The sequence below is a fragment of the Cohnella endophytica genome (assembly GCF_003628305.1).
GTDB classification, from domain to species: domain Bacteria; phylum Bacillota; class Bacilli; order Paenibacillales; family Paenibacillaceae; genus Cohnella; species Cohnella endophytica.
Window position 1 is genome coordinate 20,365 of record NZ_RBZM01000010.1, and the last position, 22,202, is coordinate 42,566.

A 22,202-nucleotide genomic window follows, 5' to 3' on the forward strand; every position below is an offset into this window, starting at 1 on the left:
TGTCTCTATTGTAGAAAAGAGGTGAGAGCCATTGGAGCCGAAGGATCAACTTATGCAGTGGGTCCAGCAGTATTATGCTCGGTTAACCTATATAGCCTTTAACTACGTCCGTGATCAGAGCAGGGCAGAGGATCTTGTTCAAGAGAGTTTTGTGAATGCATTTCTTTCGACACATCAACTAAAAGACCCAACTCGTCCGTTTCCTTGGTTAGTCCGAATCGTAATAAATCAATGCCTTAACGCTACCCGGAAAAACAGACGAGAACAACCCACGGAATTTTTGCCGGAGCTCAGAAGCAAAAGCACTGAAGATATTTACATGCAACGAAGCCGGGACAGGGAAGTCTATGCAGCAATCATGTCTTTGCCTGAGAAATTCCGGGTGCCTGTTATCCTCTATTACTTTGAAGAGTTATCCATTCGTGAAATTGCGGATGCATTAAAACTCAGCGAAGGAGCAATTAAGACACGCCTAAGAAGAGGAAGAGACCAATTGAGAATTAAATTAGGAGGAGGATTTGATACGGATGAACTTGGAGACGCTTATACGTCAGGCTAAGCCAGATTATATCCAAGCTGATTCTGAGAAAGCGACGTCAGCCATTTTGGATAGGTTAGAGGAATTTCGTCCGACGCCAAGACGAAGAATCTCTGTAAGGGTCGCACTGGTCGTCGCGGCTATAGTTGCTATGCTGCTTTCCGGATTAACCGTCAATGCAGCGACTGGCGGAAAGCTGTTTGGCGCGATATTACTAAACAAGGATAATAGGCATATAGCCAAAGAACCAACTTATGCTGCAATGCAAGAAGTACGCCCCGGAGAAAGCGTACCCATTCATAACGGGCCAATTCTGAAAAGCAATATTATTAATCAAGACCAGCTTCAAACGCTCCGAGCCACTTCGATAACAAATATAGCCGTATCGAAAAATCACAAGGAGTATTCAATTCCGGAGTTGCTTCTGGCGAGCAATGCTGACATAGTCATTTTTACAAAAAAGAAGGATGCAGGGTGGCATTTGGACAAAGGCGAGAAGATGTCCATCCAGTTCAAGCTTGATGATACGGACCCGGGATTCTATTCCAAGCTTAATGATTTGGATACAGTAGGAAACTGGATGGAGATAGGTTATATTAAAAACGGTGAATTAGTCAGAGCTTTTGCCAAGAAGGCACCGGAGTTTGCCTATACGATTACGGCAGATGAGGCAGGAGAGTATTATTTCTACGCTCAGAATTTGTCTGCAGGTAGAATTGTAATTGCTTCCGGGAATATCGAATAAAATCGATCATAAATAGGCCGTTCCAGCATGCGACACGCGAAGCGTAAAAGAAAGCCCGGTTGCCGCCTCTACTCAGGGGACAACCGGGCTTTCTTTTAAATATCCGTAATTTCAAGCGCAAACTTAGGAACCGCAGATCCTTTGACGGCCACTTTGGTCAAGGCGATGAACTGCCCGTGAGCTTCGGCAATTTGAACGAGCGTGCCGTTCGTGTTGAACAGCTTCGTCCTGTTCATCGTGTCGGTATCATATTGGCGAACCGTGCTTTGACGGGCCGTGAAATACGTCTCCGGGTGTGACGGATCGCCCGTCATCATATCGAACGGATCGGTTTTGGCTACGAATTTCATGTTCGTCGTGCTCATGTTCGTGGACGAGAAAATGCCGCCGTACCCATTCAGTACGTATTTCCCGTCCGGGGTAATGCCCAGGCTTGTCGTGAGTGGAAAATCGCCATGATACGGCGAATCATTGCCGCCCGTGAACAGGCCGTTGCCAAGCGTGTACACCCTCATATTCCGAGGAATGGAATCCGTGTTGATCGCGTAGATTTTATCCTCGGCCGGATGAAGGGCGATATAGCTGGCGTTGCGGATGCCGCTAGATGAAATCTCCTCGTGTGTCGTGCGGTCGAAGCTGAGAATATACGTCCATTGTCCGGAGCCGGACGAGACGTACACATGGTTAGCCTTATCGACCGCGATATCGTAAGGATCGATCCGAGTGCGCCATTGGTCTTTCAACTGCATCGTGCCCGGTTCGAGTACTGCGATCGTCCCGCCTTGGTTGCCGTTGAACGTGAAGGGACTGTAATCTTGGTCGCTCATCATGACATACAGCTCGCCGTTCGCGAATGCCAGCTTGCGAACCGGCTTGTCGAACGCGGCCGAAACCGCGATTTCCTTGTTGGTTGCGTAATCGTAAGCGATAACTTTCTTCTGGTTGTCATCGGCCATATAGACGACGGAGCTGGAAGGATCCGGCGCCATGGCGGAGATCGACCGGCTCAAAACGTGTACGTCTTCGGTCGGTAGCGTCACCGGGTTGCTAGGCGACGGGCTCGGGCTTGGCTCCGGACTTGGGTTTGGGCTTGGGCCTGGCTCCGGGTTGCCCTTTGCTTCGAACTGCTTCTGATTCATGACGGGAATGCTGGCGAACGGCAATGACGTATAGTATTTGACGGCGTCTTTCGCAAAGTCGATCGGAACCGCAAAGTTCAAGTTCCCGCCTTCCTCTACGCCGCTTGAGGTGACGCCTATGACTTCGCCTTTCATGTTGAGCAGCGGCCCGCCGGAGCTACCGTGCGTGATCGGCGCGCTGATCTGGATCAAGGAAGGGTTCGACCGAAATCCGCTTATCACACCTGTCGAAACGGTGTTTTGTAACCCTTCCGGATTGCCGATGGCGAAGATCGACTGTCCTTTGGTCAAGCCCGAGGACGTTCCGATATGCATAGGAGGCACATTCGTGCGGATCGAAGTTTTTACGATCGCCAGGTCATGGTCCGGATCCACGTCAACGACGCCTTCCACATCGTAAAAGCGGTCCTGCTCGGTTACCACAAGATAGCTACTCGCTTGGTCGACGACATGGTAGTTGGTCAAATACAAACCGTAACCAATGGCGAACGCGCTGCCGAATCCGACGGACAAGCCTTGTTTATCGAATGCTTCCAGCATAACGACGCTTTGGTCCATGGAAGCGAGCTGCTCCGTCGTCAGAGTGCGTCCATTGTAGGCGTCTTTATGGAACGGCAGCAAAGTGCCGACCAAATAACTGACGATGTCCGCATCCTGGGTCGGATTGAGCACCTGGGTGCCGCTGATCATGATGACGCCCCGGGCGAACGAAACCTTTTTGCCGAATGCTTCGCTGATCGCCCGCAGCGGAACGAATACCCGGCCGCTCTTATAAGTCGCTGGCGCTTCGAGCTTCTTGGCGGAGCCGTTCACGCTCATCTGGGCGCTGTTCAGCTTCAGCTTTATCGTCAGTTTGTTGCCTTGAAGAGTGACCGTGGAAGAGGAGCTGTCCCATTTGACGGCGACGCCCAAGCTCTCCCCGATGAATCGGAGCGGAACCAGCGTCCGATTGTTGCTCGTATAAGGCGTAATGCTGAAATTGTCTTCGTCGATAATCTCGTCGGATAGATTGACAATTGCGTTAGGACTGCCTAGATATAGGATGACCGCGCCTTTGACTTTGTTCAAAAAGTCCGCCTGGGCGTCCGCTTTCGCCACGTGCGGCAATTGTACTGCGAGCATGGCAGCAACGATAAACAACGCTGTCTTTTTTAATATTTTCACTTTATAGTGCTCCCCTAAACAGAACAGATAATAATAGACACAAACCTATCCTAATTAATGAGAGCCTTCGAGTATACTAGTAAATAAATGCATCGCTATCTCGTCGAGACCAATCCAACCAGGATCGATTATGCAATGTATGGGAGACAATAGTCGACTAATAAAACTGAAAGGAACAGAAAAATGGAAGTTCACAAAATAACGGCGTATAGCAAAAGCGGTATCACACAAATTGCGAAGTCCAGAAAAGAAACCCATAAAAGAAATAAAATATTTATTACTAGTTATCAGGAAAGTGGGAAACCTTTAAAAAATAGAATTCGATATGTTCTGCATAACATATTTTGGACTGTGCTTGTAAGTGGATTTATTGGTGCATTTATAAACTTAGCCGCCTTCAGTTATATAACAAATAATTATAAATCAATTTTAGAAAAGGAAGTGGAAGTTAATAGATTTTTGGGAAATATGATTACTACTACTACGGGGATTGATAGCGTTGCAAAACAAAAGTTTCATGTAAACTCAAAGCTAACTGAAGATAATGGATCGTTAATTCTCTATCTATCTATGATTCCTGTGGATAATAACGTAAGAGTTGAAGACTATAAAGTGATTATTATGAATAAAGATATGAATCTTAATGACATCCAACTTGAATTAAAAACAGGTGATAAAGTTCAGTTAAATATATATGACAAAAAAACCGGTGATATTGTCAATAACCTGTACTCGGTAGAGTTTAGTGAAACGGAGAAGACTCAAATAACAAATATTCTAAAATCAGTACCTACATCGAGATTAGCGAAATGGTTTCTGAATAAATTTAAATGAAATTCAAAATCTAGCACAATTTCATAATTTCTAATGTTATCGATCTGATCTACATGGGAAATTTTTGAGAAAATTATTATCCTTGAAGGTAAGCTTACTAAAATAAACGCAATGGTAGCTTTTTCGTTTTATTGCCGTTATGACCGTTAAACTGAACCGTATCGCAAGTAAATTCTATAGTTTGAGCAATTGGGTTAGTTATGAGGGGAATTCTTTGGACGTGGGGGAAGAGTAAGGTCGGAATTAATTATAAATAGTATGTAGGTTCTAAACAGAGCATGGCGAGAGAGGCCGGTGCTCTGTATTTATTATTGCCGAAGTTAACACGAAGTCAACAACTGATTGTGGAAAAAGTTTACACTGCAGTTGCATAGAGTGTATTCCCATTTTCACTGTACCATCACATCGTCATGTTTTATAAACAAGATACGCATGGAATCAACAATTTCGATTGTCGGGGAAAACTCAATGAAAAGTCAACAAAAAAGTGGAGGTCAATTGTTCGGTTAGTGTTTAGGCACAACAGAAGCGACAGACTAAGCTATCTCAGTTCTTGTTTAGCAGGCAAGTCACATAGCGTAGCGTGTCCTCCATGGACAATATTTCATTGCTATTGATCGCTAACATGCTCGCACCTGCGTTTTCAAGTAGTTCGCTCCGTTCATTTTATTACAAAAAAAAGAAAACCACTCCGATTGATCGGAGCAGCATAGCATTCCACTTACCAATTATGTTTACAATTTATCAATTGCGTCGCATTAATTGAAATTGTTTCCAATATTAATAAATTAGATTATAATAATGAAGACTATTTCAATCAGGAGTTGCATTATATATATGAATCAGTATTTTATGGGAAGGCATGAGAAAGAACTTATGTCCATCCCTCAAGATCGCTTCCATATAAATCTTGTTTTTTGCAACCAAAGGCCAGACAAAGCTTTGAAAAAATCAAGACTTACTATTACTCACAGTACATTTGCAAACATATCTTTCTTGGAATCTGAATTAACTAAATGCGATTTTTCACATTGCATCTTTATTAACTGTTATTTTAAAAAGACAAAGCTTAACAATATTATTTTTGTAGGGTGTAAATTTATCAATTGTAAATTTGATAAAATAGAGTTAGCTCAATCCGATTTGAGATACACTTCATTTGAAAACTGTTATATAAATTATGAAGATATTAAGGGTTGTTTACCTTCTGAATCCAATATTCGATGGTCAATCTGTACCAATTTAGCTCTTGAAGGTTTACGTGCAGGCAATTCGGAGCAGTATAAGCGCTTTTTCTTTGAGGAAAAGAGTGCTAGCGAAGAACACTATTTAGAAATGTTTTTCCAGAGAAAAAAATACTATAAAGAAAATTATGATACTCTGGACAGGATTTCTGGGTTATCTAAATATCTTTATAGCAAGTTAAGTCGCTTGATATGGGGCTATGGTGAAAGGATTCAAAATTTAATCCTAGTTATTGTGGCTACAATAACAACTTTTTCTTTTTTATACCGCGCTCAAGGAAGTGTGTTTCACTTAACCAGTCTACCTTTAGAAACACAGAGTCTTAGCTATAAAGAGAGTTTCTACTTTAGCATTTGCAATTTTTTAACAATTAGCTCTGATTTTTCTTCATCAGACACTAATATACGAACGTTTACATTAATAGAATGCTCATTGGGACTTATTATGTTAGGATTCTTTGTAGCTGGACTATTTAGATTTATTAATAGAAGGTAGCCCTAATGATACAATTTGAAATTAACAATAAGAGTTATCATGTTATTCAGGACGAGAGTATTGATTCAATCTATTTATTTGGATCATATGCTCGTGGTGACTACGATCGAACTAGCGATATAGATATTCTTGTTATCATTGAAGACTGTGATGAGCATCAATTAATTGAACAAAAAAAAGCCATTGTTAAAGAACTTAATTTACCACCTTATTGGATATCGGTTTATAGAAAGAGCTCTATAATTGATATGTCAAATTATGGATCATATTTTCTGTGGCATTTAAAGTATGAAGGGATACACCTTTATTCAAAATCCATCTTTTTCGAGACGATATTGGCAGAATTACCTCCATTTCAAAGACTTGAAGAGAATCTCAAAGACTATTTCCTAGTTTGTAGAGATATTAGAGCTTCTTTAGATATAGATCAATCAACTATAAATTATGATCTTTCTACTCTGGCTTCGATTATTAGAAATACATGTATTGGATTTTGCTCTCTTAAGAATCATTTTATATTTGGAAAATATCTTCCGGTAGAGGTGACTATATCTCATCTTGGAAGCTCGACATTAGAGTTTTCACTTAAAGATTATAAACATTTATATCAATATAGGACCTTCTTCACGAGGAACCAGAGCATACCAGAGGAAAATACAAGTTTGTCAAAGCTAGAACTCGCACTTTTATGGATCAAATATGCCGAAAAGCTAATTATGATTACACAAAAATTGCTGCAAGAAAGGAACCAATAATGGATAATCAATTATTATTACAACAATTCGATGAGTTATTAGATTCAGGTCAACGTGGCGCTTATGTGTTTAGAACAAGGCTAGAAAGAACAATGATTCGAGTATTGTCTCAACATGAACAACTTCCAAATGGTGAATCTATATTTTCATTATGCAATTCAATAAATGATAGAATTAGTTATATCTCTGATAGAAGCTATCAATCTCCCGATGGCATATTATCAACATACAATTACTTCAGGAAAGATATACAAACATTAAAGCAACTTCTACAATAAGAATACTCTTTCTTCTTAAAGTTAATGCTCTAGCTGGAGTGATTGGATTTCATTTAGTGATAACCCGATAGCCGTAAGGATGAAGAAGAACGTCGGCCGCTACGAACGCAGCCGAGCCACCGGAAGTTATCACGACCGGACTTATTCCCGCCACAGGACAGTAGCCACCGGATTGCCGCTGATTCCGGCCTCGAGCGAGAGCGCTAGCGCCGTCGCCATCGAGATTTTGCTCAACTTGTTTTTCATAAGTCATACTCCCCGAATAATTCGTCACTTCCAAGTCTAGCGGTACTGTTCAAGAATTGCTAGATTTTAATGATGCTTCAAAAAGATTAACCGCCACAAAAAGACCGGCACCCCCTATGGAGTGCCGGTCTCGCGTTATAGCCATTTTATCTCGGAGGCAACGGTCCGAAATATTGATAGTACGTACACTCGATCTGACCGTTGAACAGCTTACGCTTCTTGTCCGCTTTCCGGCCGAATTTCGTTTCGAACTCCTTATCCGGAGTAATGACGAAGTGGGACCAGTTCGGCAATTGCTTCGCGACCTGTCCTAGCTGTTTCGTCAGCCGTTCGACCTCGGGGGCCGTCCCGATTCGTTCCCCGTATGGCGGATTCGTAATGATGCATCCGTAATCGCCTTCCGGACGCGCGTCCGCGACGGACATGACTTTCAGCTTGATTTCCTTGCTCATTCCCGCGCTCTTCAAGTTGGCTAGCGAAGCCTGGATCGCATCGCGATCGATATCGGAGCCTACGATGTTGATGGGGAGATTATCTTTCATTAAATCGTACGCTTCTTCGCGGGCTTCCTCCCACATCGCCGCCGTTACGTTAGGCCAGCCTTGCGCGTTGTAGGTGCGACGCAATCCCGGCGCGATGTTCCAGCCGATCAGCGCGGCTTCGAAGAGAATCGTCCCCGAACCGCAGAATGGGTCATACAGCGGACGTTCCGGACGCCATCGGCTGAGCAAGATCATTGCCGCGGCAAGAGATTCCCGCAAGGGAGCTTCCGTTGTATCGGTGCGATAACCGCGCTTGTGCAACCCCGTTCCCGAGGTGTCGAGCGTTAATGTCGCGACGTCATTGAGCAACGTTACCTCCGCTACAAAACGGGATCCCGTCTCCGGGAACCATTCGGTGTCGTAGCGCTGCTTCATTTTCTCCACGATGGCTTTCTTAACGATTCCTTGGCAAGCGGGCACGCTGCTAAGTTGCGACTTATGCGACCGGCCGTCTACCGGGAACTCTCCGTCCCTTGGAATCCAATCGGACCAAGGCAGCGCTTTGGTTCCTTCGAATAGCTCGTCGAACGTGCGTGCTTCGAATTCGCCCATCTTGACGAGGACGCGACCTGCGGTTCTTAGCCATAAGTTGGTTCTGCATATATCGATCTCCGTGCCGTAGAACGTGACGCGACCGTTCTCGACGAGCTGGTCCTCGTAGCCCAAGCTCTTCAACTCTCTGGAGAGCACGGCTTCGAGTCCCATCGGGCACGTAGCGATCAGTTCGAATTTAGTCATTAGGGTATCACTCGCTTTATGAAAGGGTCATCTGAATGGTAGCATTCGTACGATTCGAAAGCAACGGGTCCATCGCTCAGGTAGGTTTTGTGTTACAATGATTCGGATAAATCGCGAGATTTTGCAATTTTTAATAGGGTGCATACAGGAATGGAGATATAGAAAATGAGTTTGTTGACGGTTGAGCACTTATCGCACTCGTTTGGCGATCGGGTATTGTTTAAGAATGTGTCTTTCCGGCTGCTTGAAGGAGAGCATGTTGGGTTGGTCGGCGCGAATGGTACGGGAAAATCGACACTTATGAATATTCTGACAGGCAAGTTGTTGAAGGACGAAGGCAAGGTAGAGTGGACGCCCCATGTTCGTTACGGTTACTTGGACCAGCACACGAAGCTTGAAGCGGGTAAAACGATCCGAGACGTGCTGAGGGATGCTTTTTTGCCGCTGCTTGTATTGGAAGAGGAGCTTAACGACGTTGCCGCGCGGATGGGCGATGCCGATCCGGATACGTTGGAGCAGCTATTGGCGCGTATGGGAGAGATTCAAGAGGCGCTTGAGATCGGCGACTTTTATTTAATCGACGTGAAGGTCGATGAAATGGCAAACGGTTTAGGCCTTAATGCGATCGGGCTTGACCGGGACGTTACGGCGCTTAGCGGCGGACAGCGGACGAAGGTTCTGCTCGCCAAGCTGCTGCTTGAGAAGCCGGGCGTCTTATTGCTGGATGAGCCGACGAACTATTTGGATGAAGAACATATTAATTGGCTGACGAATTATTTGAAGAATTATCCCTTTGCATTCGTTCTTATTTCACATGAAACGGGCTTCATGAACCAGATCGTCGACGTTATCTATCATCTTGAATTCACGAAGATGACGCGTTACTCGGCCAATTACGAGAAGTTTCTGGAGATGGCCGATCTAAACAAAACGCAACATATCGACGCCTACGAGAAGCAAAAAGAATTTATTAAGAAGCAAGAGGAATTCATTAATAAAAATAAGGCACGCGCTTCTACCTCCGGACGCGCGAAGAGCCGCGAAAAGCAGCTCGACAAGATTGATCGCATCGACAAGCCGGAGGAAGCGGCAAAGCCGACCTTTAACTTTAAGGAATCCAGACCGAGCGGCAAGACCGTATTCGAAACAGAGGGAATGGTGATCGGCTACAATAAGCCGCTTCTGCCTAAGATGAACATGGTCGTCGAGCGAGGCGATAAGATCGCCATCGCAGGCTGCAACGGCGTCGGCAAATCAACGCTCCTGAAGACGATTCTAGGCGTGATTCCTCCGCTGGAAGGCACGACGTATCAGGGCGATTATTTATCTCCCGCTTATTTCGAGCAGGAGGCTAAGGCTCCTACGATGACTCCGCTGGAGGACGTATGGGACGAGTTTTCCTTCATGAACCAGCATGAGGTGCGAGCCGCGCTTGCCCGCTGCGGTCTAAAGAACGAGCATATTACGCGTCCTCTTAATCAGCTCAGCGGCGGTGAGCAGGCGAAGGTTCGTCTTTGCAAGCTGATGATGAAAGAAAGCAACTGGATCCTGCTGGACGAGCCGACGAACCATTTGGACGTCGTCGCCAAAGCCGAGCTGAAACGGGCGTTACGAGCCTATAAGGGTACGGTCGTTCTTGTCTCTCACGAGCCTGAATTCTATGAGGAATGGGTAACCAAAACGTGGGATGTTGAAGCTTGGTCCATGCAGGGCTAGGGGAGCAACAAAAAACATTGTCGAGGGTCACGTTGGCCCCGGCGATGTTTTTTTGTTACCCCTATCTACCGATTCCAGCGAGTGCTCTCGCTCATGACGCTCGCGACTCGCTAAATTCGGCCTAGTTAGTATCGATTTGCCTCATTCCAATCTGCAATCCAGCTTCTATGATAGAAGTGAGACTCATGCGTCGGATTGTATTGGAGGAGGCACATTATGAATTTCGATAAACTGACAGCTTACTTGGATCGGTTCTATGAAGAGAAGAATATTCCCGGAGTCGGACTAGCGATGTACTACAAGCATGAGCCGGTGTTCGAGCATTATACCGGTTATGCGGACGTGGACAATCGAATCGCGTTCGGCCCCGACACGATATTCCGGTTGTACTCCGCGACCAAAGTCATGACATGCACGGCGATGCTGCAGTTGGTCGAGTCGGGCCGAGCGAAGCTCAGCGATCCGTTGTACGCGTTTATTCCGGAATATGAACATGTAGCCGTGCGCCATCAACTGCCGGACGGTTCGCAAGAACTTCGACCGGCGATTACGCCGATTACGATCGAGCATCTGCTCAGCATGACGGCCGGCATCGAGCATTACGACACGCCGGAGGCGCGGCGAGTCATCGCGGCGTCAGGCGGCGAAGGCCGAACGCTCGATGTGATCCGGGCGCTGGCGAAGGAGCCGCTGCTGTTCGAGCCGGGAACGCGATTCAAATACACGGTCTGTCACGATGTGTTAGGCGCGGTTATAGAGGTCGTATCGGGCAAGAAGCTAAGCGCGTATATGCAGGACCATATTTTCGATCCGATCGGGATGACGGATACTTCATTCGACTTAAAGGACGAGAAGCGATTCGCGAAGCTGTACAATCAGTTCAACGGCAAGACGCATCAGGCGGAAAGCATTGGAGAGTCGTTCAACTTGAAGCCCGGGCGGGCGTACGAGAGCGGCGGGGGCGGACTGTACTCGACCGTTCCGGACTATATTCTGTTCGCCGAAGCCCTTTGTAATTACGGACTTGCGTCAAGCGGGGAGCGCATTCTACGGCCCGAAACGGTGAACGATCTGCGCAAGCGGCAGCTGTACGCCGAGGCGCAGCAGGACTTTGCGAGCTTCGGCGGCGTGAGCAAAAGTGGGTATAGCTACGGTCTCGGCGTGCGTACCCTAGTCGATCCAGAGGACAACAATGCGCTCAGCATGAAGGGCGAATTCGGCTGGGACGGCGCTCGCGGCTGTTACGTCGTCATCGATCCGGATGCCCAGATCGCACTATTCTACGCGCAGCAGGAGGGCGGATCACCATGGTATCGATGGCACGGCTCGGTGCGCAATTACGCGTACGCCAGTGTATGGTGACACGATCAACGCGATCGCCTTCGAATATGCGTGCTTCATTGTGCAAAATTCATTTTAAATCGTGATTGCCTATTTTCCATGAATCTCCAATGCTATGATTTTCTCAGATCAGATGCGCGCCTGAGGCTACTGGAATGAGGAGTTATAAAGACGGGGGCCATGCCATGCTCGTGCCACATATACCGAACTATTGTTGAATCCAGTCCTCGAAGAACTCAACATCGCTAGTACCTTTTTCTTTTTCTTTCAACAAATCATTCATGCTGTTTCTCATTAAATGTTCTCTCGCCGAAACCTTATTTTCTCTTATAACGAATATCCCCTGAATTCCGCCCTTAACATAGAACAAATTTTCTTGATCATCCGATTGTCTGCCTAAAAATAAATAATATTGTTCGCCAGTTGTAAGTACAGCTTCGCTTTTTGATTCATATATAATGATTTCTCTAAGTTCTTTTCCTTTAAATGTTTTGGTTACTTTGAACTTTATAGCAACACCAACATCTGATGCTCCTGCTTGCGAGATTACTGTTCCGTTGACAATTAATGCAGCGTTCTTTTTTAGATCTTGAATATCCCAAAACCCTTCGGCATGAGATCCTTGCGCGAATAACGGAGGATCTTCATCCAGTTCTGATGATGCACGGACTTCTTGCATTGCAGCTTCTTTAGATTGATAGGAGTAATAATAAATGCCTAGCGATGCGACAATTAGTGCACTAACAGCAAAAACGAATAGTTTCTTTTTCAAATAGTCACCGGCTTTCATTACTTTCTACGTACATCTCGCTCAGAACGGGACTTATACGTATTTGACAGAGTTTCTGATCTTGGGTAGTCTCGATAAACTATTGTTGAATCCAACCCTCAAAGAACTCAGCATCACTATTACCTTTTGCTTTATCTTTCTTCAAATCATTCATACTGTCTCTCTCCGTAATAGTGCAACTCTTCATTAAGTTGATCTCATAATCACCAATAAATTGAAATCAACCCAACTATATTATAATTAAGTAACAATTCCCACATAAAATATAATGACTGTACTTAGAAAATTAAACCTCCTTCCTCAAAATGTCGAATTATTGTCGACAGAAAGTCGGCTTCACGATAGTGGGGCGGGCGCCCCGATGTACGTCTCGAAGGCTTCCGAAGTCAACTCCGCAATTAGATCAGTAATGATGGGAAAGCGGTGGCTGTAGGCGAGGAATAAGGACGGAAATGTGCATATTAGTATGTCGTATAACAGGCTGTAACTAAACAGGGCCACAGTAAACCGCTGGACGGTTATCTGTAGCCCTGTTTGGTTTCTACGATTTAGGATAGAACAGCATTACCTCGATGCGATTATTCCAGCGTGCGGTCCTTTTTTCCTGCGGATGAGGCGCCGATCGATGAAATAAGCGATGAGTAAGGACAGGACGCCAAGCAAAACCGGTATGCCAAACGCTTCCAAAGAGAAGGAGTTGCCTTCCAGCTTTAGGTGGTCGGTGGCGCGATATTCGAGCCGTTTGGCGGCAAATTTGGCTGTCTGGATATCCTCCTGTTCGGCCAAATCTTCGAAAGCGGGATCCATTGCAAACCGATCCGCCGCGTCGCGGTGCAGGAACAGCAGTTTCGCGCTGTTACCGCTGGTCTTCCATTGGTTGATGTCTTCTGCTGCTGTAGACTCGGCATCGGCACCGACGACGATCATTTTCGCCAGCTTTGGTACGTTTTTTATCTGATAGCGCGCGACTAGGTTCAGGCCGTGCTTCGTTACGATTGGTTCGTCCGCGCTGGAAACGGTCAACGTCGTCGTCGTACCGGAAGCGGCGTACGTATCGAAGGCGGCAGACAAATCCAGTTCATCGGCTCCGTTATATAGCAGTACGCCCGCCTTTACTTTGTTCCATTGGTAAGCGTTATTCAGTACGTACGTGATATCGTTCAAGCCGGCAACGAACGTTTTCATTTGCGGGTTTGTCACGTAATCGTAAGAGGGATAGTTCATCTCTTTCGCCACTTTATTCGCAGCCGCCTCCCCCAACTGCTGGGAGATGACGTACAACGTAGCGTCGATCCCCGATGTCAGACCGGCAGAAGTTACGATATTGCCATGCGGGACGTAGCGCCGATCTTTCACCCACTGGATTGCCGGGTATTTTTTTATTAGCCGGTTAATGTCTCCCCAGTGCGTCGCGGCCGATTTGCCGTTCAGCAAGCCGGTATCCGCCAGGTTCTCAGCCCCATTGCATATGGAGATCAATGTCGTCTTGGCGCTCGAGTGCTTCCGAATCCATTCACGGGTAGGCGCATATTTCTTCTCGTCCAAAATCGGCATAAACGGAATGACGATAATGTCCGGGCTTTTGCCGAGCATCGTATCTATTTCGTCAAACGAATAGTGCGGGACGACATCGAGTCCGCCGGTTAGCGATTTAATATCGCGGTCGGGAGCAACACCGTATACATTATAAGCCTCGGTCATCGCGAACATCTTATACGGGACGAGAAAATCGAACACTTCCGTTACTTCGTTCGCCAGCAGAACGGCCACTGTCGGTTTATTGGCATCATATTTCGGTACTTGCACATTTGCCAATGCAGGGGCGGCTTTATCGTAAACCGACATTCCGGCGTTCATTGTGTTGACGAACCCGATCGCTCCTGTCCCCCCTACGATGACGACAAAAACGATGATATAGATAATGATTCGTAATATCGTTTTCAATTGCTTCGCTCCTTCCAACCCGATTGCTCACCTATAAAATGTAACAAAAACAAGATGAACATAGCATCTGTCTCTGGTTCGGTAGAGGAGCTCGCCTAACGTTGGAGCGGCCACTGGACTTTGGTCTGTATTCCATCGAATATTGCGAAAAAAATCGGAATTTATCAGAAGGTGGTGTATGATGGGTAATATCAAGGAAACAGCTGGTTATTTATCCATTTTTAAATCATTAAATAAAGAGAAGGGTGATTTCTAGTGGCGTCTTCAAGGAATCCTTTAAAATGGTTGGCCGGTTCGCTAGTTTTGTTGTTGTTGCTGAATGTCTGTTCTCCGGTAAGCACGGCGGCGGAAGCGCAGCAGCCTAAGGCAACCAATACCGATTCCGCCTCGGCTGATAAGTCCGCGACGAATAACGCGCGAGGCTATTCCGATGTTCCCGAAACAGCTTGGTACGCAGAGGCGGTTAACGCTTGGATCACGCTTGGCATTCTGAATCCGAAGCCGGGAGAGAAATTCGATCCCCAGCATGTGACGACGCGCGGCGATTTTGCGATTATGCTTGCGTTCTCGCTCGGGTTGTCCTCTTCCAACGAAAGCTCGTCGTTTAAGGACGTACCTGTCGGCGCATTATCCGGGTTTGTTGCCGCTCTTCATGATCAGGGGCTGGCGAAAGGTTACCCGGACGGCACGTTCCGTCCGAACTTGCCGATTACGAGGGCGGAAATGGCTAGCTGGCTAGCCGCGGCCAAGAAGTTAAAGCCGGATTCTCAGAGCGGCAGCCGATTCCGCGATGTACCGCTGAAAAGCTGGTATGCCGGCGCGGTCGGAGCCTTGACTAAAGAAGGGATTACGTCGGGAAAATCCAAGGATCGATTCGATCCGGATACGAATATTAATATGGGCGAAGCGGTTACCCTGCTTTATCGCTCCTTTTACAGTCCATCCGTCATTCAAGAGATTCGCGACGATGGTACGATTACGATCAACGGCCAGTCCTATCGCGCGGGTAAGTCGGTACAAGGCATCTTTCAACCGGCGAATAAGGCGGCATTGCGCAACGCGGCGATACAGTTCACCCATACGGGGGACACGATCGAGTCGGTTGAAGGCTTGATTATCGGCTACAAAGGCGCGCTGTCCGGACAGAATTCGCCGCTTGTTTTCGATGGCGCAGGCAACGCGGTCGACGGTAACGTCAACGTAAGCGCGAATCAGGTCGCGTTGGCGCATGTGGAAGTGAAAGGCGATTTATTTTTGACCCCGGCGCTTACGTCGGATTTCTATGCCTATGACGTGCTCGTCCATGGCAAAACGATTTACCTTCACGATGAAGGCCGTTCGAATTCTCGGATCGCGAATATATGGCTCCAGCATAGCGATCTAGGTCAATTGTTTTTGGAAAATAGCGCAAATGTGAAAAAGGTTGATCTCATTGCGGACAAGACGTCCCAAACGGGCGTCAAATCAAAGAACGAAGTTCGCGTTCTGGCCGCCTCCGCGCCGGGACCTGTAACGCCGGCCATACCAACTGTAATTCCAACTTTATCTCCTGGCCTATATGTCCAAGTCCTTGACGGTCTCATCAATGTAACAAGCGGCGCTCCGACGAATTTTGCCGCGGGGCAATTCGGCTTCACGCCTAACTTCACAACGCCCCCCGTCATACTTCCTAGTAATCCGGGAATAAAATTTACGCCGCCTCCTGTTTTTAATCAGCCCATTTCATCTAGCGTACCTGGAAATTCAACAGGGACGATAGCTTTTCAAGCAGGTTCCGCTCTCGATGCCTCTAACTCCGGAACCTCGACCGGACAGTCCAATTCTTCCGGATCCGGCGGCAATTCGGGTTCCGGGGGAGAACCCATGCATGTAACGGTAGAAAACGCAAACTTCGATTTTACGGCGACGACGAATACCGATTTCAACTCTACGATGTCCGCCGAAGCCGCCCAGGTTGCTGCGGCTAATGCCGCCGCTAAGGCTCGCGAAGCCAAGATTACTGCGGATTCTGCAGCCAAGCCTGCTTCCGAAGCAGTCGCAAAAGCCGCAGCGGAAGCCGCCGCAAAGGCCGCTGCCGAAACCGCCGCAAAAGCTGCAGCGGAAGCAGCCACAAAAGCTGCTGCTGAAGCCGCCGCAAAAGCCGCAGCGGAAGCCGCCGCAAAAGCTACAGCAGATGCCGCCACAAAAGCAGCAGCAGATGCTGCCACAAAAGCAGCAGCGGAAGCCGCCGCAAAAGCTACAGCAGATGCCGCCACAAAAGCAGCAGCAGATGCTGCCGCAAAAGCCGCAGCCGAAGCCGCCGCGAAAGCCGCCGCCGAAGCCGCCGCGAAAGCAGCAGCGGAAGCCGCCGCAAAAGCCGCAGCCGAAGCAGTCGCAAAAGCCGCAGTCGAAGCCGCTGCAAAAGCCGCCGCCGAAGCCGCCGCTAAGACGGCGACTATTAACACGGTTACCGTTCAGGCTGGAACGAGCCTGAACTATTCCGGCAACGCGATAATCGATAACCTGATCATCGGCAGCGCGCCTAACGCCGGCGATACGCCAACCGGCGGCACCTCCTTCTCGGGTTCGGCGACGATCAAGCAGTTAACCGTAAACGGCGATGCCAAGGAAGTTCATCTGAACGTACAGGGAACAATCGCAAATCTTGAGGTCACGGGAAATTCTAAACTCGTTTTGGAAGGCAGCGTCTCTATCTCCAATTTGATCGTTCCTCCGGGAGTGGATCCCGCCAAAATTTTCGCGAATGCAGGCGACTTGTCTAAAATCGCGGCGATTAACGGACAGTCGACAACGCCGGTCGTAACGAACGTGGTGGTTCCGGCTGATACAACACCGCCGGCAATCAATTCGGTGACGGGCGTTGGGCGAGGATTTGGTATTTTATACGGAGATACAATTACGATTGTATTTACGAAGAATTTAGACGGGACTTCGCAAACGGCAATAAAAAACCAGATAGAAACCGACGATGTCTGGGGATATTCGGCGCATCGCGCTATTGTAACCTGGACGGATAGTAAGACGGCCGTCATTACAGTCGGCGCCGAGCCTAGACTAGCATTAGACGGAACATATGATCTTGCAGCCGCCAATGTATATGATGCTAACCATAATGTACCGTCAGCAAATCTTACGATAACGTTGCCATCGGATATAACGCCGCCTGCCGTTATTTTGTTATCTACAGTGAATTCTGTTTTGTTAGCTGGAGGTTCAGTCAGGATTTTATTCTCGGAGAACCTATCCGAAGATTCGCAAGCCGCAATAGGGAACCAAATTGCAGCTTCGGATGTCTGGGGAGCATCGGGAACTCCAGCCGTGGTAGAATGGCAAGATGGAAAATCGGCCATCATAACCTTAGGAGTAGGGTTTACGCTGACAATCGGTAGCACATACGAGATTACTGCTGCGAATGTATATGATAATAGCCATAATGTTCCCCGTGCAAATCTTACGGCAACATTGATATTAGTCGGACTTCCTTGAACGACTCCGTCAGCTGGAGCGATTGGATCTCTAACCCGCAAAACCCCGTAGAGACAGGCGAGAAGAAGTAACCGAAAGACGTATAACAGTATTTAATCGATGAATACATCGCCATGGGATCTGTGCACCCTGGCGATGTATTTTTTATGCCCAGAAATCAACACGGAGTAAACAAACGGTCACTGGAAGTAACTTCGAAAAGCCAAGCCTGCTTATTAATTTTTGACCAAAAGTCAACATCATTTAATCGATGAAAATCGAATCAACAGGAAGTCAACAGTTGCAAACTCGAACTCAAAGTTTTCTTTAAGTTTCATAGATAGGCTAATCTACCGTGATAAGATATTGGAGATCCTAAGGCAAATTTTACACGAGGTCTGATTTTGCAGCCTCGATAATAATGAAATTAAATATAAAAAATACCAAAAAAGGAGGCGGAAGATGAATAAAAAATGGAGCAAAGCGCTTTCGACAGCAATTATTTTGACAGCGGTAACGAATCCATCACTCGTCTCTGCAGAAACCATCAAAGTCCCCTACCGGACCACTTTTGTGGATATGGAGCAAATATCGGAAGAAAAGAAGGCCGCGATCGTAGAAGCGGCTCGCCAAGGGTTGTTAACCGGCGATGCCAAGGGCATGTTTCGGCCAGTAGATGAACTGACGCGACAGGAGCTGGCTGTTCTGTTAGCGAGATCTTTGCAATTGGATACGCAAGCCGCGCCTAGCAATACTCGCCTTGAGGCGGGGACGGGAGTGTGGGCTGTTCCTTACATCGATGCGGTTCGCAAAGCCGGATTGATGCTAGGGGACGGCAAAGGCAATTTCCGCCCGAAAGACCCGGTATCCCGGGAAGAGCTCGCGGCGATATTCGTACGCGCTGTTAATGGGGAAGGCTCGCGCGGAGGTAATGCGGTCGTGGTTAATGATATAGGTAACACTTCCGCTTGGGCGAAAGACATGGTATCCGCGGCTGTTCGTCTCGGATTGATCGATGCGCAGCAAGACGGGTTGTTCCAACCAAAGGCAATCGTGCAACGGCAGGATATCGCGGCATTTTTGCTCAATATTTTCCAGTCGAAGGAGCAGCAGGCGACCATAACGAGAGTCGATGGGGACGTCGTCATTATCGACAATAAGCCTTTCCTGATTACTCCGGCGTTGAAGCGTTTGATCGGAGATAACAATGCGGACGTGCTTGCAGGAGCGGTGTTGATTTTCAAATCGAAAAACCGCTCGCTTAGCGAATTGGAAGAACTAGAAATCGTGCAGAGTGGCAGCAGTGACAAGCCGGCTGTGCTCGATCTTAGCGGCACATCGTTCGGCGGCGTATTGCGCGTTTCGGGCAATCACGTGACGATCAAAGGAGACGGGAATACCCGCATCGAGAGGCTCGAACCGAAGGACAATGCTTCAAACCTACAGCTCTCCGGCGTAATTGTTGGTACGCTGGTATTATCAAATAACGTAGCTCCATCCGACATCATCCGAAATTATTACAAATTAATGGCGCAGATCGGACAAGTGATCGGCGGCAAGAAGGAAACGCCTGCGCCAACAGCCCCGGTGACGAATGTGCCGACACCTGTGAACCATGCGCCAGTCGTGAACCTAGGTTGGTCAGTTTCTCCAATGACGATGGGCACAGACGGAACGTTGGACCTTACGGGGTTGTTCACGGATGAAGACGGCGACACGCTCAGCTATACGATTACGGCGCTCGACTCTTCCATTGCGACGGTCGCTTCCGGCGGCACCACGAGCACGCCAACGATCCATCCGGTGGCGAGCGGTACGGCTACCTTCACGGTAGACGTGTCGGACGGCCAGGGCGGAACAGCTTCAACGACGATTAGCGTCACGGTAAATCCGGCGCCAGTTATTAACCATGCGCCAGTAAAGAACAATGCATGGGCAGCACCTTCGTTCACGGTAGGCACAGACGGAACGCTGGACCTTACGGGCTTGTTCACGGATGAAGACGGCGACACGCTCAGTTATACGATTACGGCGCTCGACTCTTCCATTGCGACGGTTGCTTCCGGCGGCACAACGAGCACGCCAACGATCCATCCGGTGGCGAGCGGTACGGCTACCTTCACGGTAGCCGTGTCGGACGGCAAAGCGGGAGGAACGGCGACAACGACGATTAGCGTCACGGTAAATCCGGCGCCAGTTATTAATCATGCGCCAGTAAAGAACAATGCATGGACAGCAACTTCGTTCACGGTAGGCACAGACGGAACGCTGGACCTTACGGGTTTGTTCACGGATGAAGACGGCGACACGCTCAGTTATACGATTACGGCGCTCGACTCTTCCATTGCGACGGTTGCTTCCGGCGGCACAACGAGCACGCCAACGATCCATCCGGTGGCGAGCGGTACGGCTACCTTCACGGTAGCCGTGTCGGACGGCAAAGCGGGAGGAACGGCGACAACGACGATTAGCGTCACGGTAAATCCGGCGCCAGTTATTAATCATGCGCCAGTAAAGAACAATGCATGGACAGCAACTTCGTTCACGGTAGGCACAGACGGAACGCTGGACCTTACGGGCTTGTTCACAGATGAAGACGGCGACACGCTCAGCTATACGATAACGGCGCTTAGCTCATCCATCGCGACGGTCGCATCCGGCGGTACAACGGGCACGCCGACGATCCATCCGGTAGCGAGCGGTACGGCTACCTTCAGAGTAGACGTGTCGGACGGCAAAGTGGGCGGAACGGCAACAACGACGATTACTGTCACGGTAAATCCGGCGCCAGTTATTAATCATGCGCCAGTAAAGAACAATGCATGGACAGCAACTTCGTTCACGGTAGGCACAGACGGAACGCTGGATCTTACGGGTTTGTTCACGGATGAAGACGGCGACACGCTCAGTTATACGATTACGGCGCTCGACTCTTCCATTGCGACGGTTGCTTCCGGCGGCATAACGAGCACGCCGACGATCCATCCGGTGGCGAGCGGTACGGCTAGCTTCACGGTAGCCGTGTCGGACGGCCAGGGCGGAACGGCTTCAACGACGATTCAAATAGCGATAAATCCGGCACCCCAGGTATCCAATAATCCGCCGGAGGTCGTAGCCGCAATCCAGACGCAATTGTTGAGTCCGGGTTATACGAATGCTCGCACTTACGATCTATCCCAGCTATTCGAGGATCCGGATGGCGATGCGATGACCTTCACCGCGGTCGTAAGCGATACGTCTGCCGCTCAAGCGACGATAAACGGCAACGAGTTCACCCTGTCGCCGGGTACGGCTGGCCACACGGGAGCCGTTACCGTTACGATTACAGCTACCGATAGCAACGGAGGATCCGCAACGTACAATCTTTCCGTGCTTTCGGTGCAACTGGTCGACAAAGGCTTCGTCGAGGTTAACACCAAAGTCGGCGTTCCGAGCTTGACTTACGATGTGAAGTCCCAATTCCCGGGACAGACAAACTTTAATGTCTATTTCGCTACGCCGGACCAGACGTTAACGGGTCCGACTTCTCTGAGCGGAACGAAATGGACCAGTACCCCGATGAACGGCGACTACTGGATCGTCGGCGCGGATAACAAAGCCGTGTTGCTGCGCGTCACCGTCAATGCGCAAGTAAGCGGGGAATCGTACTTCTCTCAGTACATTGACGGCGGAGGTTACAGTAAAGCAATCCAAATCCGCAATGCGTATTTCGGTACGGGGCAAAAATTCGCGGGATATTCGATCGATGTGTATCACTACGACCCGATAACGACTTCAATTACGAGCGTATCGACGAGTATTTTCAACATACCTGTGCAAAATATACAGGATATAAACTATATCAACGTAATCGACAGAGCGTTTTATGAATTCTTTGATGTCATCAATACGCCCTATTACAACCTCGAACTCAATCTCAATGTTCAGGGCAAAAAATTGATTGCGATCGTCTTGAAGCATAACGGCACTGTCATCGACGTCCTCGGCGATTCGACTAGCCATGACGATTTCTTGCCGAACGGCGGAACGATTATCCGAAAAGCTGCCATCTATAGCGGATCCGCGAAGTTCTCGGAAACCGGGGAATGGAACGTGTATCCGAAAGGCACTTACCAATACTTCAACCAGCAAACGCCATGATCGCTTCATGCGACCTGCGACAGCCCTAGCGGCTTCGCAGGTTTTTTAATTTTGGCGTGCCTCTGGGCACGCCAAAACAAAAAGAAC

The 22,202-nt window shown here is 48.2% G+C and carries 14 protein-coding genes; 10 read left to right on the forward strand and 4 right to left on the reverse strand.

The window, feature by feature from the left end:
• Positions 1–31 precede the first annotated feature (31 nt).
• Both D7Z26_RS21860 and D7Z26_RS21865 read left to right on the forward strand, forming a co-directional pair.
• Entirely contained in the window at positions 32–559 is a 528-nt protein-coding gene (locus D7Z26_RS21860) for an RNA polymerase sigma factor (protein WP_120979155.1), read from the forward strand.
• A complete protein-coding gene (locus D7Z26_RS21865) occupies positions 528–1,283 on the forward strand; it encodes a hypothetical protein (protein WP_120979156.1) in 756 nt (251 codons plus the stop codon). The genes D7Z26_RS21860 and D7Z26_RS21865 overlap by 32 nt, the downstream gene beginning before the upstream one ends.
• A gap of 95 nt (positions 1,284–1,378) precedes the next feature.
• Here the strand turns inward: D7Z26_RS21865 and D7Z26_RS21870 are convergent, their stop codons facing one another.
• Positions 1,379–3,586, reverse strand: a complete 2,208-nt coding sequence (locus D7Z26_RS21870; protein ID WP_120979157.1) for a stalk domain-containing protein — start codon at positions 3,584–3,586, stop codon at positions 1,379–1,381.
• Positions 3,587–3,769: 183 nt separating this feature from the next.
• Between D7Z26_RS21870 and D7Z26_RS21875 the strand changes: the two genes are divergently transcribed.
• From D7Z26_RS21875 to D7Z26_RS27200, 4 genes are all read left to right on the forward strand, one after another.
• Positions 3,770–4,420: a hypothetical protein gene (locus tag D7Z26_RS21875; protein WP_120979158.1), complete on the forward strand. Its 651-nt coding sequence runs from the start codon at positions 3,770–3,772 to the stop codon at positions 4,418–4,420.
• An 837-nt stretch (positions 4,421–5,257) separates the two neighbouring features.
• Positions 5,258–6,160: a pentapeptide repeat-containing protein gene (locus D7Z26_RS21880; protein ID WP_158602402.1), complete on the forward strand. Its 903-nt coding sequence runs from the start codon at positions 5,258–5,260 to the stop codon at positions 6,158–6,160.
• A gap of 5 nt (positions 6,161–6,165) precedes the next feature.
• Positions 6,166–6,915 (forward strand): nucleotidyltransferase domain-containing protein, encoded by a 750-nt coding sequence (locus D7Z26_RS21885; protein ID WP_120979160.1) that lies wholly within the window; start codon positions 6,166–6,168, stop codon positions 6,913–6,915.
• Entirely contained in the window at positions 6,915–7,193 is a 279-nt protein-coding gene (locus D7Z26_RS27200) for a hypothetical protein (RefSeq protein WP_147423884.1), read from the forward strand. Before D7Z26_RS21885 ends, D7Z26_RS27200 begins: the two co-directional genes overlap by 1 nt.
• Before the next feature lie 392 nt (positions 7,194–7,585).
• Here D7Z26_RS27200 and D7Z26_RS21890 read toward each other — a convergent pair whose 3' ends face one another.
• Positions 7,586–8,719: a THUMP domain-containing class I SAM-dependent RNA methyltransferase gene (locus D7Z26_RS21890; protein WP_120979161.1), complete on the reverse strand. Its 1,134-nt coding sequence runs from the start codon at positions 8,717–8,719 to the stop codon at positions 7,586–7,588.
• Between the two features lie 165 nt (positions 8,720–8,884).
• Between D7Z26_RS21890 and D7Z26_RS21895 the strand changes: the two genes are divergently transcribed.
• Positions 8,885–10,435: an ABC-F family ATP-binding cassette domain-containing protein gene (locus tag D7Z26_RS21895; RefSeq protein WP_120979162.1), complete on the forward strand. Its 1,551-nt coding sequence runs from the start codon at positions 8,885–8,887 to the stop codon at positions 10,433–10,435.
• A 216-nt stretch (positions 10,436–10,651) separates the two neighbouring features.
• The gene (locus D7Z26_RS21900; protein WP_120979163.1) at positions 10,652–11,797 is read left to right on the forward strand and encodes a serine hydrolase domain-containing protein; all 1,146 of its coding nucleotides are present in this window, start codon (positions 10,652–10,654) and stop codon (positions 11,795–11,797) included.
• A 187-nt stretch (positions 11,798–11,984) separates the two neighbouring features.
• Here the strand turns inward: D7Z26_RS21900 and D7Z26_RS21905 are convergent, their stop codons facing one another.
• Together D7Z26_RS21905 and D7Z26_RS21910 are read right to left on the reverse strand one after the other, a co-directional pair.
• Positions 11,985–12,566 carry a hypothetical protein gene (locus tag D7Z26_RS21905; RefSeq protein ID WP_120979164.1) on the reverse strand — a complete coding sequence of 194 codons (582 nt, stop codon included), beginning with the start codon at positions 12,564–12,566 and terminating at the stop codon, positions 11,985–11,987.
• Between the two features lie 564 nt (positions 12,567–13,130).
• Positions 13,131–14,510 (reverse strand): DJ-1/PfpI family protein, encoded by a 1,380-nt coding sequence (locus D7Z26_RS21910; RefSeq protein ID WP_120979361.1) that lies wholly within the window; start codon positions 14,508–14,510, stop codon positions 13,131–13,133.
• A 255-nt stretch (positions 14,511–14,765) separates the two neighbouring features.
• Between D7Z26_RS21910 and D7Z26_RS21915 the strand changes: the two genes are divergently transcribed.
• Positions 14,766–17,996 (forward strand): S-layer homology domain-containing protein, encoded by a 3,231-nt coding sequence (locus D7Z26_RS21915; protein WP_120979165.1) that lies wholly within the window; start codon positions 14,766–14,768, stop codon positions 17,994–17,996.
• A gap of 441 nt (positions 17,997–18,437) precedes the next feature.
• Complete coding sequence (locus D7Z26_RS21920) at positions 18,438–22,115, forward strand: S-layer homology domain-containing protein (RefSeq protein ID WP_120979166.1); 3,678 nt, start codon at positions 18,438–18,440, stop codon at positions 22,113–22,115.
• Positions 22,116–22,202: the final 87 nt, after the last annotated feature.